Here is a 14962-nt window from a genome sequence, read left to right on the forward strand (position 1 = left end):
ATGCTGACGCCTCATCAGACGACCATGCGACTCCCGATGCAGGACAAGACGCTCTATGCAACTCTCGGTCTGACGGTTCTGCTGGCGCTGGTCGCCTCCGGCATCGCGCCGTATGACCGCTCGACCTGGCTGCTGGAAGTCGCGCCGGTGCTGATCGCAGCACCCGTCCTGCTGTACAGCTATCGGCCTTTCCCGCTCACACGGCTGCTTTATGTATTGATCGCCACCCATGCGCTGGTGCTCATTCTTGGCGGCGCCTATATCTACGCTCGTGTGCCAGCGGGCTTCTGGGTACAGGACTGGCTCGAACTTAGCCGCAACCCCTACGACAAGCTTGGTCATTTCATGCAGGGCGTCACGCCAGCCTTGTTGGCTCGCGAAATTCTGCTGCGTCTGGGCATTCTTCGGCACGGCAAAATGCTGGGCTTTCTATCGCTCTGCGTCGCCCTTGCGTTCAGCGCTTTCTACGAGCTAATTGAGTGGTGGGTGGCGCTAATTGCCGGGCAAGGAGCAGAAGATTTTCTTGGTACCCAGGGCGACCCTTGGGACACCCAGTCGGACATGTTCATGGCGCTGCTCGGTGCGCTGCTGTCGGTCACCTGTTTGACACGTCTACAAGACCGTCAGGCTGCACGCCTCAAACACTCGGACACGGCTGGATAACCGTCATGCTGTATCGACTCGGCGCAGATGCAGTGTTGCTTCTGCATCTTGGCTTCATCGTCTTCGTGCTGCTGGGTGGACTGCTGGTAGCCTGGAAGCGCCGCCTACTGTGGCTGCACCTACTGGCTGTGGCGTGGGGCATTTTCGTCGAACTGACGGGGCGTCTGTGCCCGCTCACTCATTGGGAAAATCAGCTGCGGCATCTGGCCGGCGGCGCCGGTTATGAAAACAGCTTCGTCGAGCAGTATCTGCTGCCGCTGATCTATCCGGCCTGGTTGAGCGTACCAGTGCAGTACCTGCTGGCGGCTATAGTGGTGCTCGCCAACCTGCTGATCTATGGCTGGGTATCGCGCTGGCGGCGCAAGGCAGTGCCGCCGAGCTGATGCGCAGCGGCTAGATCTTCAGGTCGAAGGCGTCACCGTCGTGATACGCCGGGAATTTGCTGCGGAACGCGGCCAGATCCCGAGCGCGTAGCGTGGTGCGGAATACGCCATCGGCATCGCCCGCCTCCAGCAGCGGATCACCCAGATAATCCAGCACCTGACTGTCGCCGCTATAGGGGTAGCCCTTGCCATCCTCGCCGACGCGGTTCACCGCCGCGACATAGCAGATATTTTCGATGGCGCGGGCCGGCAACAAGCGGTTCCAGGCGTTGCGTCGCGCTGCGGGCCAGTTGGCGGTATAGAGCAGCAGATCGGTATCGTGCGCATCGCGGCTCCACACCGGAAAGCGCAGGTCGTAGCAGATCAATGGCCGCACGTGCCAGCCCTTGAGCTCGAATAGCGCCTGTTGGTCGCCCGCGGTGTAATGCTTGTGCTCGCCAGCCATACGGAACAGGTGACGCTTGTCGTAATGCGAAATCTTTCCGTTCGGACGCGCCCAGAGCAAACGGTTGCGGTGAGTGCCGTCTGCGGCCTCGATGATTACGCTGCCGGTGATTACTGCGTCCATGCGTGCCGCCTGCTCTCGCAGCCAGACATAGGTCGGGCCTTCCTCGGGTTCCGCGAGATCCTCGGAGCTCATCGAAAACGCTGTGGTGAACATTTCCGGGAGCACGATCAGGTCGGCACCGCGGGCCCGCTCCAACAGGTCGACGAAGCGTTCGCGATTGGCGGTGGCGTCCTGCCAGACGAGGCTGGTCTGGATCAGCGCCAGTTCGAGATCAGGCAAATCGTTCAGATCGCGCATAGTCGTTCTGCTGCCTGGCGCAGCGTCTCCTCTCGTTTGGCGAAGCAGAAACGGACCAGCCGCAACTCTGCAGGAGGCGTTTGGTAGAACACCGATATCGGTATGCTCGCCACACCGTGCTCGCGAGTCAGCCATTCGGCCATAGCGACATCGTCGAGATCCGGGCGAATCGCCGAATAATCAGCCAGCTGAAAATAAGTCCCTGCCGCGCGGGTAAAGCGAAAACGCGAGTCGACCAGCAGATCGCAGAACAGATCGCGCTTGGTCTGATAGAACGCCGGCAACTCGCTGAGATGCTCGGGATGCGCCGCCATGAAGTCGGCCAGCGCCCACTGCAGCGGCGTGACGCCGGTGAAGCTGACGTACTGATGGACCTTGCGCAGTTCGCTGCTGAGCGCGGGCGGCGCTATCACATACCCGGTTTTCCAGCCGGTGACGTGGTAGGTCTTGCCGAACGAGCTGACGACGAAGGCGCGCTGATATAGCTCCTCGTGCCGCAACACGCTGGCATGCTCGCGACCGTCGAACACAAGATGTTCGTAGACTTCGTCGCTGAGAAGATAGATGTTTCGGTCGCGGATCAGGCTCGCCAGACGATCCAGGTCGTCCATGTCGATCAGCGCACCGCTGGGGTTGTGCGGTGTGTTCAGTACGATCATTCGGGTGCGAGGCGTGATCGCTTCAGCCAGCTTTTGCCAGTCGATGGAAAAATCGGGGAGGCTCAGCGGCTGATGTATGCAGACCCCACCGGCCAGTTCCACGGCGGGCTCGTAGCTGTCATAACAAGGATCGAAGACGATGACCTCGTCACCCGGGCGAATGACCGCGTGGACCGCACAGAAGATTGCCTGGGTCGCACCGGGGGTGATAGTGACTTCGGCGTCGGCACTGACCTGACGGCCGTAGAGCGCCGCAACCTTTATCGCCACCTGCTCGCGCAGCGCCGGCAAGCCGGTCATTGGTGCGTACTGGTTGTGCCCGGCCATGACATGCTGCGCCACGGCGTCGCGCAGCGCCTCAGGCCCGTCGAAGTCCGGAAAACCCTGGGACAAATTCAGCGCACCGGTCTGGGTCGCCAGCTGCGACATGGTGGTGAAAATAGTGGTGCCGACGTTCGGGAGTTTGCTGGTGATCATTTGGTCTCGCTCAAAGCAAGAAGCTTGAAGTTGAAGCTAGAAGCTCATGCAAGACGACTTCCAGCTTATGGCTTCAAACTTCGGGCTATCGTTTGTCCCTGCGCTTCTTCTCGGCCTTCTTGTGGTGCGACATGAGGCGACGTTTCTTGTTCACTTGGCGATCGGTGAGGGTGTTCTTCTTGCCCTCGTAGGGGTTTTCCCCGCCCTTGTACTCAATGCGAATTGGGGTACCGACTAGCTTCAGGACACGCCGGTAAGTGTTTTCCAGGTAACGTGTATAGGACTTGGGTATCGAGTCGACCTGGTTACCGTGGATCACGATCAGCGGTGGGTTGGCGCCCCCCAGGTGTGCATAACGCAGTTTGATACGGCGGCTGGCAACCATCGGTGGCGCGTGCTCGCGAACAGCGTCCTCAAGGATCTGGGTCAGGCGGCTGGTTGGCCAGCGAGTGACGGCCGAGGTGAACGATGCCTGTACCGACTTGTAGAGGTTGCCAACGCCGGTGCCGTGCTTGGCGGAGATGAAATGGATGTCAGCGAACTCGACGAAGAACAGCCGGCGCTCCAGCTCGGTCTTCACATAGTCGCGCTCGCTCGGCTCCATGCCGTCCCACTTGTTCAGCGCAATCACCAGCGCCCGGCCACTCTCAAGCACGAAGCCAAGCAGATTCAGGTCGTGCTCCACCACGCCTTCACGAGCATCCATGACGAAGATGACTACGTTGGAGTCCTGGATCGCCTGCAGTGTCTTGACCACCGAAAACTTTTCTACCGCTTCGAAGATCTTGCCGCGACGGCGAACACCTGCAGTGTCGATCAGGGTGTACTTCTCGTCATCGCGCTCGAAGGGGATATAGATGCTGTCACGCGTCGTGCCGGCCTGATCGTAAACGATGACCCGCTCCTCGCCGAGCATGCGGTTAACCAGGGTCGACTTGCCCACATTGGGGCGCCCGATGATGGCGATCTTGATGCCATCCTTCTCGCTCGGGCCGGGAATGCGCTTGAGCTCCTGGCCTTCGGCAACCGTCTCGCCCTCTTCGCCCTCGCCTTCAGTTTCTGGCTCTTCTGCGTTGTCTTTGGGGAAGGTCCCGAGCGCCTGCTCCAGCATATGGCTGATGCCGCGACCATGGGCAGCGGCGATCGGCAGCGCATCGCCAAGCCCCAGCGGGCTGAATTCGGCGCGGGCAATGTCTGGATCGATGCTGTCGACCTTGTTAGCCACCAAGAAGTGGCGCTTGTTCATTTTGCGCAGGTGCTCGGCGATCATCTGATCGCCTGGCGTCATGCCGGCGCGCGCATCGACCATGAACATCACAGCATCAGCTTCCTGCATGGCTTGCAGGGATTGTTCAGCCATTTTGGCGTCGATACCCTGCTCGTCACCTGTCAAACCGCCGGTGTCGATGACGATGTAGGTGCGGCCTTGCCATTTGGCCTCGCCATACTGGCGGTCGCGGGTCAGACCAGCGTATTCCGCAACGATGGCATCACGGCTCTTGGTCAGACGGTTGAACAGGGTCGATTTACCGACGTTCGGGCGGCCCACCAGGGCGATTACGGGAACCATACGGCTCTCCACTGCGATATTTCAGAAAACACGAAGGCCGCTGCAGGGCAGCGGCCAACTATATTAAGCGTTCCGCCGAAGCGGAACAGCAGACGGATAACCTGAAGTGTTCAGTCCGCCTGGCGAATGGTCAATGCGACCAGCTTGCCATCGTTACCGTAGGCGTACAGCCAGTCACCCTCGACCACAGGGCGGGCACGTACCCCAGCGCTGTCGATGCGGGTCCGGGCGACGAAACGGCCATCGACCTGGCTCAGCAGATGCAAATAGCCCTCTTTGTCTCCAACCGCTACGTAGCTGGAAAATACTGCCGGAGCGGAAAGTTCGCGGCGAGCCAGCGCGTCGTTGCTCCACAGAACAGTCGTCGACCGCTCATCAATTCCAGTAACCGTGCCATTAGCCTGGCTAACGTAAACGCTGCCATAACCCAGGGCTACGCCAGATGAAGTCGAAGCGTCGCGTTGCCAGAGAATCCGGCCGCTTTCCAGGTCCAGCGCGGCGGCACGCCCCTGGAAGGAGGCGACATACAAGGTCCCGCCCGACAGTAGCAGACCACCATCGATATCAACGACGCGCTCAAGCTCGGAACGCCCTTGTGGGATAGCTACACGTTGTTCCCACACCGGCAATCCACGGCTGGTATCCAGCGCGACCACCTTGCCGCTGGAGAGCCCGGCAACTGCCAGTTGATTGGTCAGTAACGGCGCCCCGGTACCACGCAGGGTGAGCACGGCAGGAGAGCTTTCGTAGCTCCAGCGCTGCTCGCCAGTATCGATCTCCAATGCGATAACCCGGTCATCCTGGGTCTGAACAACCACTACGTCGCCATTGACGGCAGGAGCGGCGAGAACCTCGCTGCTTACCTGGGTGCGCCACCGCTCTTCACCGGTCGAGACGTCCAGCGCCAGTACTTCGCCACCCAGGGTGCCGACGAGGACCAGACCGTAGCCAGCGCCAACGGCACCGGAAATTGCCACGTCCAGGTCTGTCTTCCAGTTAACGTCGCCGGTGAGACGATCCATGGCAACCACCAGCCCTTCGACGTCGGCAGCGAATATCTCGTTGCCGTAGACGACTGGCGCCAGGAGGTTGTAGGTCTCGCCCTGGCCTTCGCCGATAGAGCGACTCCACTCCTTGCTCAGTTCGATTTCCGCGTCGAACTTGACCAGTTCGGCCGGCTCGGGTTCTTTCTTATCGTTGCTGCTGCACCCTGCAGCCAGGACGGCCAGGGCCAACAGCGCGGCAATTTTCCAACGCATCAATTCACGCCTCTCCACGAGCCAGATCGTCCAGTTTCAGCTGCAGACCGCCGATGGCGGCATCCTGTGACAGCGACTCTTTTGCCTTGGAATAGGCTGTGTGGGCCTCGTCATTGCGCCCTAACTTGACCAACAGATCGCCACGCAGCTCTTCACGACTGGCGGCAAATGCCTCCGCGGCCTCGCCATCAAGCAGCGCAAGCGCAGCATCGGCCTTATCCTGTGCGGCCAGTACACGGGCAAGACGCTGACGGGCAAGCTCTTCGAGCGTCTTGTCGGCGGGCTTGTCCAGCACCGCCTGCAGTTCGGCAGCCGCGTCATCGAGGCGCCCAGATTCCACCGCCACCTTGGCTACGAAAAGGTTGCCGTACTGCGCGTAGTGCGACCCCGCGAATTCCGTTTGCAACAAATTGCCCAGGCGCGAAACCTCAGCGTTATCCACCCCGCCTTCAGCCAAGGCAGCATTCAGTAACTGCTGATAAACCGCCGAGGCGCTCTGAGCCTGATTGAGCTGATGCTTCTGCCAGAACTGCCAGCCAAACACCAATACCAGAGCGAGTGCGCCTCCCAGCAGCAGCGGCTTGCCGTTGCGCTGCCACCACTCTTTAACTTGCGCCAGCTGTTCTTCTTCGGTACCCGAGGTCACACTGTCACTCCTTTCATTCGCTGAATTCAGACCCGTCGATCAAGCCAGACAGGCAGCCAGACGCTCGGGCAGAGCATCCCAGGCAATGCTTTGTTGTTCGCTGTCGTCTCGCAGCGGCTTGCAACCTACCACGCGCCCGGCCAGTTCGTCGTCACCCAGAATCAGTGCGAAGCGCGCACCGCTCTTATCAGCCTTCTTGAATTGGCTTTTGAAGCTGCCACCGCCTGCATTGAGCAACAGGCGCAGGCCCGGCAATTCATCACGAAGTCGTTCGGCCAGTGCTAGCGCCGCCAGCTCAGCCTCTTCGCCGAAGGCACAAATGAACGCATGGGCAGGTTGATTAAGCGCCTCGGGGATAAGTTCGAGCGTTTCCAGCAGCAGTACCAGACGCTCGATGCCCATCGCGAAACCGACGCCCGGCGTCGGCTTGCCTCCGAACTGGCTGACCAACCCGTCGTAGCGCCCACCGGCGCATACCGTGCCTTGCGAGCCCAGCTTATCGGTCACCCACTCGAACACGGTGCGCCCGTAGTAATCCAGGCCACGAACGAGCTTCGGATTGATCTGATAGGCGATCCCGGCCGCTTCGAGACGGGCCTTGAGGCCTTCGAAATGCGCGCGCGATTCATCGTCCAGATAGTCATGCAATGTCGGCGCATCGACCAGCAGCGCCTGGGTCTGGGCATTCTTGCTATCGAGGATGCGCAGGGGGTTGCTGGTCAGTCGGCGCTGGCTGTCTTCGTCAAGTTGTTCGAAATGCTGTCGCAGATACGCCACCAGCGCGTCCCGATAGGTCGCGCGCGCCTCGCTGGAGCCCAGGCTGTTCAACTGCAGCGTGACCGCATCGGACATGCCGAGCTTCTTCCAAAGACGGGCCGTCAGAACGATCAGCTCGGCATCGACATCCGGCCCCGGCTGGTTGAAGGCTTCCACACCGATCTGGTGAAACTGACGATAGCGACCTTTTTGAGGCTTCTCGTAGCGGAACATTGGGCCGCTATACCAGAGCTTCTGCACCTGGCCGCCTCCGGTCATTCCATGCTCCAACACGGCACGGACACAACCGGCCGTACCTTCGGGGCGCAGCGTCAATGACTCCTCGTTACGGTCGAGAAAGGTGTACATCTCCTTGTCGACCACATCGGTGCCCTCGCCGATACCACGGGCGAACAGATCAGTGAACTCAAGGATTGGCAGGCGGATCTCGCTGTAGCCGTAGCTATCGAGCAACTGAGCGAAAGTGGTTTCTAGATAGCGCCAGACCGGCGTCTGTGCCGGCAGAATGTCGTTCATGCCACGAATGGCTTGCAGGGACTTGCTCAATTCGGCTCCTTAATCAGCTACGCACGATGAGCGCGGCATCGGTCTCGGCTTTCTCGGCGGCCTTGCGACGAATCAGCTGCTCCAATTCGTTTACCAGATTTTCATTGTTCAGCTTCTGCGCAGGCTTGCCGTCGATGTAGATCAGGTTGTTCGGGGTGCCGCCGGTCAAGCCAACATGTGCTTCCTTGGCCTCGCCCGGTCCGTTGACGACACAGCCGATCACGGCAACGTCCAATGGCACTAGCAGGTCTTCGAGTCGCCCCTCGAGCTCGTTCATGGTTTTCACCACATCGAAGTTTTGTCGCGAGCAGCTTGGGCAGGCGATGAAATTGATCCCGCGCGAACGCAGGCGAAGGGACTTGAGGATATCGAAACCGACCTTGATCTCTTCCACCGGGTCGGCGGCCAGAGAAATGCGAATGGTGTCGCCGATGCCCTCGGCAAGCAACATGCCCAGCCCCACCGCCGATTTCACTGTGCCCGAACGCAAACCACCGGCCTCGGTGATACCCAGATGCAACGGCTGCTCGATCTTGTCCGCCAGCAGCCGATACGCGGCCACAGCCATGAACACATCGGATGCCTTCACGCTGACCTTGAAATCCGGAAAATTCAGCCGATCGAGATGCTCGACATGACGCAAAGCGGATTCCACCAGCGCCTCGGGCGTCGGTTCGCCGTACTTTTTTTGTAGATCCTTTTCCAACGAGCCTGCATTCACGCCAATGCGGATCGGAATACCGCGGTCACGCGCAGCTTCGACCACCGCACGAACACGATCCTCACGGCCGATATTGCCTGGATTGATACGCAGGCAATCAACGCCAAGCTCGGCTACGCGTAGCGCAATCTGATAGTCGAAGTGGATGTCGGCCACCAGCGGCAGACCGACACGCTGCTTGATCTTGCCAAATGCCTCGGCTGCCTCCATCGAGGGCACCGACACCCGGACGATATCGGCACCGGCATCTTGCAGTCGCTGGATCTGCGCGACAGTCGCGTCGACATCACAGGTTTCGGTATTGGTCATGCTCTGTACGGCGATAGGCGCATCGCCGCCGACCGGCACATTGCCCACCCAGATCTTGCGAGAGTGGCGACGCTTGATAGGAGACTCACTATGCATGATTACTGTCCGAGCTTGAGGCGTGCGGTCTCGCCACGCGTTTTGCCAGAAAGACTGACGGCTTCGCCGTTGAAGCTGACTTGTACTCCGGCGGCGAAACCAAGATGCAGATCCAGTGGGGTCTTGCCGACCAGGGTACGGCTGGTGCCCGCTCTGGCCAGTGCGCTGTAAAGAACTTCGCCATCGGCATCAGTTACGCGCGTCCAACAGTCGGCGGTGTAGTCCAGCGTTAATCGGCCTTCATCAGGCGCAACCGAAGCCATTTCAGCGGCCGGAGATGCAGCCGTGGCCGGTGCCTCTGTGACCGCAATCGGCACTTCGGCTGGAGCCGCCGCGTCGCTCTGCTGTTCGGGGGCGCCCACCGTTTCCTCGGCTGCAGACGGCTCGGCCAGCGGTAACGATTCAGCCACTGCCGCGGGTGGCTCTTCCGCGCCCGCTGGCGACGTCGAATCGTTCGACTCATCGACGACAGGCTCAACGGGCTCCTCGGTGCGATCCAGCAGATGAATCTCGGTGGTGCCGTCTGCCGCCTCGACCTCGATTCGCTCCAACGCTGTGACCGAAGGGCCCGACTGGTTGCGTGCAGATTGGTCCTGCCACCAGAAAAACGCAGCGGCGCCAACCACCAGCGTCAATACGAAGGCAAAGAAGCGCACCATGCTGCGTGAAAGGCGCACAGGTTCGTCGATGTGTCCAAGGCTGTTTACGCTGCTACCGGTAGCATCCGTGCCGGTATGATGGTCGAACTGCTGCACCAGACGATTCTGATCCAGCCCCAGCAGCTTGGCATAGGCGCGAACGTAGCCCCGGGAAAATGTATGACCAGGCAACTGACTGAAGTCACCGGCCTCAATCTGCATCAGCGAACGCTCCGACAGATTGAGTTGCTGAGCCACTGAAGAAAGGGACCAATTCTTGCTCTCACGCGCCGCGCGAAGCGTTTCACCTGGATTGGCGAAGGCCGGGGCAGCGGCTTCAGAATGTGGCGCTATCATCGTTGCTCCGAAAGAAACTGTTGAAATTCAGACGTACCTGGATACAGACGCTTGAGCTGCAGGCCAAGGCTCGCGGCCTGATCTCGGTCCTGATGGATATTCGCCAGACGAATGCCCAGCAGCAGACTGCGGGCATTTTGTTCGGAAAGGCTGCTGAAATTCTCGTAATAACGTTTCGCTGGGACATATTGCTTGGCATCGTAGGCCAGCAGTGCCAGCTCGAGCAAAGCAAGGGGTTGGCGGCTATCGAGGCGCAGCGCGCGGGTAAAATAGGTTTCAGCCTGCTCACGCTGTCCAAGTTGTAAGGCAGTCATTCCCATGTTCTGGAATACTCGCGAGCGCTCGGGATACAGGTTGTCTTCGGATGCCTCGGCAAACCGATCCATGGCTTCCTGGTAGCGCTTCTGCTCGAATAGAAAACTGCCGTAGTTGTTCAGAATGCGGGCGTCTTTGCGGCTGGACAGGGCTTTTTGGAAATGCTCATCAGCCAACCGGTTTTCCATCTCATTCTGGAACACCAGGGCCAGCGCCGCGTGCGCGTTCGCGCTGTCAGGGTCTAGCTCGAGTGCCTTGCGCAAGGGCGTCTTGGCCCGAGAAGCCTCGCCTTGCTGCAGATAGCCGATACCAAGTTGGATATAAGCATCTCGCGCCTCGTCACGGCCTTCCGAGGTACGCATGGGATTCCCGGTCCCGGTAGAAACACAACCGGCCATAAGGCCGGCCAATAGAAGCAGCAGCGCAACGCGCAAGGTCATCAGTAGCATCCCCCTCAGGAACGGTTCGTAGCAATGGATGCCGTACCTGGCTCGGATTGCAATTCACGCACTGCGATGTAACGCTCGCTTCGGCGTGTGCGATCCATCACCTGCCCAACCAGTTGGCCGCAGGCTGCATCGATATCCTCGCCACGAGTGGTACGCACCGTCACATTGTGCCCGGCTTTGTGAAGGATGTCCTGAAAACGACGGATAGCATTGTTGCTTGGCCGCTCATATCCGGAATGCGGGAATGGATTGAAGGGAATCAGATTGATCTTGCAAGGAATTTTCGCCAGCAGCGCGATCATCTGCTCGGCATGCTCGGGTTGATCATTGATACCCTGCAAGAGCGTGTATTCGATGGTGAGAACCCGCTTTTCACCCAGATTGGAGATATAGCGCTGACATGCAGCGAGCAGCATCTCCAACGGATACTTCTTGTTAATCGGCACCAACTGGTCACGCAACGCATCGTTCGGTGCGTGTAGCGACAGCGCCAGCGATACATCGATAACCTTCGATAGCTCGTCGATCATCGGCACGACGCCAGAGGTCGACAGCGTCACCTTGCGTTTGGAGATACCGTACCCGAGGTCGTCCATCATGATCTGCATCGCAGCGACGACATTATCGAAATTCAGCAACGGCTCACCCATGCCCATCATGACCACGTTAGTGATGGCGCGATCAACTTTGGCCGGAATAGTGCCGAACGATTTATTGGCAATCCACACTTGGCCGATCACTTCAGCTGCGGTGAGATTGCTGTTGAAGCCCTGTTTGCCGGTGGAGCAGAAACTGCAATCCAACGCACAACCAGCCTGGGAAGAAACACAAAGCGTGCCGCGCCCCCCCTGAGGGATATATACGGTTTCCACGCAGCTGCCCGAAGCCACGCGCACCACCCATTTGCGGGTGCCGTCGGTGGAAATGTCCTCACTGACGATCTCGGGGCCACGGATCTCGGCGGAGGCCTTGAGCTTTTCGCGCAAGGCCTTACCGATATTGCTCATGGCATCGAAATCATCAACGCCAAAATGGTGAATCCACTTCATGACCTGGCCGGCACGAAAGCGCTTCTCCCCTATTGAATCGAAGAAGCTTTCCAACTGAGGCTGGGTCAGCCCCAGCAGATTCACTTTACCGGTCGTAGCAGTCATCGGATTCACCTTCGCCTGATCAGCGAATGCGGGCGCACACTTCGGTGGCAGAGAAGAAGTAAGCGATTTCGCGAGCAGCGGACGCTTCGGAGTCGGAACCGTGAACAGCGTTCTCGTCGATGGAGACGGCGAAATCGGCACGGATGGTGCCTGGAGCAGCTTCCTTCGGATTGGTAGCGCCCATCAGCTCACGGTTCTTAGCGATGGCGTCTTCGCCCTCCAGAACCTGAACGATGACCGGACCGGAAACCATGAAAGCGACCAGATCCTTGAAGAAGCCGCGCTCGCTGTGCTCAGCATAGAAACCGCCAGCCTCACGCTCGGACAGCTGGACCATCTTCGAAGCGACGATACGCAGTCCGGCTTTCTCGAAACGAGAAGTGATTTCGCCGATAACATTCTTGGCGACAGCGTCAGGCTTGATGATGGAGAAAGTGCGTTGCAGGGCCATTTGAAACTCCAGAAAATCGATAAGTTAAAGCAAACAAGTAAACCCGCGAATTATACGCGGGTCGGGAAGAAAAATATAAGAGCAGCCTGAGGGGCAGGCAGACGATAGAAGCGATGAAGGCTGGACGGCCAAACCTCAAGTACCGCAGGGTGGGCTTCAGCCCACCAGAGCCCTGCCGGTGGCGATGCAGGTGCGCTGAAGCCCACCCTACCCAAGGCTTACACTTGCCGCTGCTCTTCTAGACCTCTTCGATCCAGGCCGCCTGAATGGCCTCCAGAACCTTTTCACCACCGCGCGTCGGATCGTCGGAGAATTCTGGCAGCTCCACTACCCAGCGGTGTAATTCGACAAAGTTCACGTAGCGGGGATCAACGTCCGGCTTGCGCTCGGCAAGTTCGATCGCGATGTCCAGCACATCGGCCCATTTAAGCGTCATGCATAACCTCGCCTTCAATGGCCTTCAGAAACTTGATTGATCGTGTACTTGGGAATCTCGACCACTAGATCGACATCCGCAACCGCAGCCTGGCAGGAAAGTCGTGACGTAGGCTCGAGCCCCCACGCTTTATCCAGCATGTCATCTTCCAACTCATCGGACGCTTCCAGCGAAGCGAAACCCTCTCGAACCACGATGTGACAAGTAGTACAGGCACAAGATTTTTCACACGCATGCTCGATATCGATACCGTTACGCAGCGCGGCATCAAGCACCGTTTCACCGGGCTGCGCTTCGACGACCGCTCCCTCCGGGCAGTGGTCGACGTGAGGCAGGAAAACAATCTGCGGCATCTGGGTCATTCCTCAATATCATTAAGCCGCCGTCCGGCCAGTGCGGCCTTGACAGTGGAATCTAGCCGGCGCGCAGCAAAGGCGTCGGTAATCTGGCTCAGGCGCTTGACCTGACGCTCGACGGCAACACCATCCTGACCGCCGAGTAGCTCACGCAGCGCCTGCATCTGCGACTCGATAGCTATGCGCTCTTCTGTGCTGAGCAAACGCTCGCCATCCGCCTCCAGGGCAGCCTCCACCGCCTCGAGCAAGCGCTGCCCATCGACCAGCTGTTCGCGCAACGCACGGGCTGCCTTGTCTTCGCTAGCCTTATGGAACGAATCTTCGAGCATGCGAGCAATCTCGCCATCAGTCAGGCCGTAGGACGGCTTCACTTGAATGCTCGATTCGACGCCGGATGCGAGCTCACGGGCAGAGACGCTAAGAAGGCCGTCAGCATCGACCTGAAAGGTGACGCGAATCTTCGCCGCACCGGCGACCATAGACGGAATGCCACGCAACTCGAAGCGAGCCAGTGATCGACAGTCGGTGATGAGCTCGCGTTCGCCTTGCAGCACGTGGATCATCATGGCCGACTGACCATCCTTGTAGGTGGTGAAATCCTGCGCGCGCGCGACCGGGATGGTGGTGTTGCGCGGAATGATTTTCTCCATCAAACCGCCCATGGTTTCCAGCCCCAGCGACAGCGGAATCACATCGAGCAGCAGCAGCTCTTCGCCATCGCGATTGTTGCCAGCAAGGGTCTCGGCTTGAATGGCCGCACCAATGGCGACGACCTGATCGGGGTCGATATCCGTAAGCGGCTGTCTTCCGAACATCTCACCAACCAACTCTCGGACCCGCGGCACCCGCGTGGAGCCACCAACCATCACCACGGCATGAACTTCTTCCAGCTCAACAGCCGAATCACGCAATGCCCGTCGACAGGACTTGAGGCTGCGAGCGATCATCGGATCAATGAGCTCGTTGAATGCAGTGCGTGTCAGAACGCCCTGCCAACCGGCATAACGCACCTCGACGGACTCTGCATTACTAAGCTGTTCCTTGGCGTCGCAGGCGATCTTCAGCACCTCGCGCTGAGCACCCGGATCGAGGTCAGCGCAAGCCCCTGCCTGAGCCAGCACCCAGCCCGCAATCGCATGATCGAAATCATCGCCACCGAGAGCCGTGTCACCACCCGTGGCCAGCACCTCGAACACGCCCTTCGTCAAGCGCAGGATAGAGATATCAAAGGTTCCGCCACCCAGGTCGTAGATCGCTACAACACCTTCGGCCTGACGGTCCAGACCATAGGCGACGGCAGCGGCAGTGGGCTCATTGAGCAGACGCAGCACGTTGAGGTTCGCCAGTCGTGCAGCATCCTTGGTCGCCTGTCGCTGGGCATCGTCGAAGTATGCCGGTACCGTAATCACAGCGCCGACCAGCTCGCCGCCCAGCACCGCTTCGGCACGCTCGCGCAACGCACGAAGGATCTCGGCGGAAATCTCCACCGGACTCTTGGCGCCCTGTACCGTCTCGATGAATGGCATTTGCGACTGCCCTTCGCTGAACCGATAAGGCAGTTGTCCGCCCAGTTGCTTCACGTCACCGACACCACGCCCCATGAGGCGCTTTACCGAGATGACGGTATTCAGCGGATCGATAGCGGCAGCCCGCTTGGCGCCGCCGCCAACCTCGACACGGTCAGCGTGATAGCGCACCGCGGAAGGCAGAATAACTTCACCATCGCTGTCAGCCAGCGGCGCCGTGATACCGCTGCGCAACGCTGCAACAAGTGAATTGGTAGTGCCCAAATCGATACCAACCGCCAGGCGACGCTGGTGAGGTTGCGGGCTTTGTCCGGGCTCAGCTATCTGAAGTAAGGCCATGTCTGTCTGATGTCGGGCGCAGCGTGTGGC

16 protein-coding genes are annotated in these 14962 nt (G+C 59.4%); 2 read left to right on the plus strand and 14 right to left on the minus strand.

The window, feature by feature from the left end; all coding sequences use genetic code 11:
• Positions 1-36: 36 nt before the first annotated feature.
• Complete coding sequence (locus NAV33_RS13660) at positions 37-663, plus strand: DUF2238 domain-containing protein (RefSeq protein ID WP_255981063.1); 627 nt, start codon at positions 37-39, stop codon at positions 661-663.
• 5 nt (positions 664-668) lie between these two features.
• Entirely contained in the window at positions 669-1046 is a 378-nt protein-coding gene (locus tag NAV33_RS13665) for a DUF2784 domain-containing protein (protein WP_255980892.1), read from the plus strand.
• Between the two features lie 10 nt (positions 1047-1056).
• On the opposite strand, the gene NAV33_RS13670 is transcribed toward NAV33_RS13665, so the two are convergent.
• The 14 genes from NAV33_RS13670 to hscA all read right to left on the minus strand — a co-directional run bounded on the left by NAV33_RS13670 (position 1057) and on the right by hscA (position 14932).
• Positions 1057-1851, minus strand: a complete 795-nt coding sequence (locus NAV33_RS13670; protein WP_255980894.1) for an amidohydrolase — start codon at positions 1849-1851, stop codon at positions 1057-1059.
• Entirely contained in the window at positions 1839-2987 is a 1149-nt protein-coding gene (locus NAV33_RS13675; protein WP_255980896.1) for a pyridoxal phosphate-dependent aminotransferase, read from the minus strand. Before NAV33_RS13675 ends, NAV33_RS13670 begins: the two co-directional genes overlap by 13 nt.
• 85 nt (positions 2988-3072) lie before the next feature.
• The gene (der, locus tag NAV33_RS13680; protein WP_255980898.1) at positions 3073-4557 is read right to left on the minus strand and encodes a ribosome biogenesis GTPase Der; all 1485 of its coding nucleotides are present in this window, start codon (positions 4555-4557) and stop codon (positions 3073-3075) included.
• A gap of 110 nt (positions 4558-4667) precedes the next feature.
• Positions 4668-5816: an outer membrane protein assembly factor BamB gene (bamB, locus tag NAV33_RS13685; protein ID WP_255980900.1), complete on the minus strand. Its 1149-nt coding sequence runs from the start codon at positions 5814-5816 to the stop codon at positions 4668-4670.
• Positions 5817-5820: 4 nt separating this feature from the next.
• Positions 5821-6462: a YfgM family protein gene (locus NAV33_RS13690; protein ID WP_255980902.1), complete on the minus strand. Its 642-nt coding sequence runs from the start codon at positions 6460-6462 to the stop codon at positions 5821-5823.
• 39 nt (positions 6463-6501) lie between these two features.
• Complete coding sequence (gene hisS / locus NAV33_RS13695) at positions 6502-7785, minus strand: histidine--tRNA ligase (protein ID WP_255980904.1); 1284 nt, start codon at positions 7783-7785, stop codon at positions 6502-6504.
• 13 nt (positions 7786-7798) lie between these two features.
• Positions 7799-8911 carry a flavodoxin-dependent (E)-4-hydroxy-3-methylbut-2-enyl-diphosphate synthase gene (ispG, locus tag NAV33_RS13700; RefSeq protein ID WP_255980906.1) on the minus strand — a complete coding sequence of 371 codons (1113 nt, stop codon included), beginning with the start codon at positions 8909-8911 and terminating at the stop codon, positions 7799-7801.
• 2 nt (positions 8912-8913) lie between these two features.
• Positions 8914-9906: a RodZ domain-containing protein gene (locus NAV33_RS13705; protein WP_255980908.1), complete on the minus strand. Its 993-nt coding sequence runs from the start codon at positions 9904-9906 to the stop codon at positions 8914-8916.
• Positions 9903-10661, minus strand: a complete 759-nt coding sequence (gene pilW / locus NAV33_RS13710) for a type IV pilus biogenesis/stability protein PilW (RefSeq protein ID WP_255980910.1) — start codon at positions 10659-10661, stop codon at positions 9903-9905. The genes NAV33_RS13705 and pilW overlap by 4 nt, the downstream gene beginning before the upstream one ends.
• A 14-nt stretch (positions 10662-10675) precedes the next feature.
• Positions 10676-11824, minus strand: a complete 1149-nt coding sequence (gene rlmN / locus NAV33_RS13715; protein WP_255980912.1) for a 23S rRNA (adenine(2503)-C(2))-methyltransferase RlmN — start codon at positions 11822-11824, stop codon at positions 10676-10678.
• Positions 11825-11843: 19 nt separating this feature from the next.
• The gene (gene ndk / locus NAV33_RS13720; RefSeq protein WP_255980914.1) at positions 11844-12275 is read right to left on the minus strand and encodes a nucleoside-diphosphate kinase; all 432 of its coding nucleotides are present in this window, start codon (positions 12273-12275) and stop codon (positions 11844-11846) included.
• A gap of 238 nt (positions 12276-12513) precedes the next feature.
• On the minus strand, positions 12514-12711 hold the full coding sequence (iscX, locus tag NAV33_RS13725; RefSeq protein WP_255980916.1) for a Fe-S cluster assembly protein IscX: 198 nt from the start codon (positions 12709-12711) through the stop codon (positions 12514-12516).
• 14 nt (positions 12712-12725) lie between these two features.
• Positions 12726-13064, minus strand: coding sequence for an ISC system 2Fe-2S type ferredoxin (fdx, locus tag NAV33_RS13730; RefSeq protein WP_255980918.1), 339 nt, complete (start codon positions 13062-13064; stop codon positions 12726-12728).
• Between the two features lie 5 nt (positions 13065-13069).
• Positions 13070-14932, minus strand: a complete 1863-nt coding sequence (hscA, locus tag NAV33_RS13735) for a Fe-S protein assembly chaperone HscA (RefSeq protein ID WP_255980920.1) — start codon at positions 14930-14932, stop codon at positions 13070-13072.
• Positions 14933-14962 lie beyond the last annotated feature (30 nt).

The sequence above is a fragment of the Stutzerimonas stutzeri genome, assembly GCF_024448715.1.
GTDB lineage: Bacteria > Pseudomonadota > Gammaproteobacteria > Pseudomonadales > Pseudomonadaceae > Stutzerimonas > Stutzerimonas stutzeri_AR.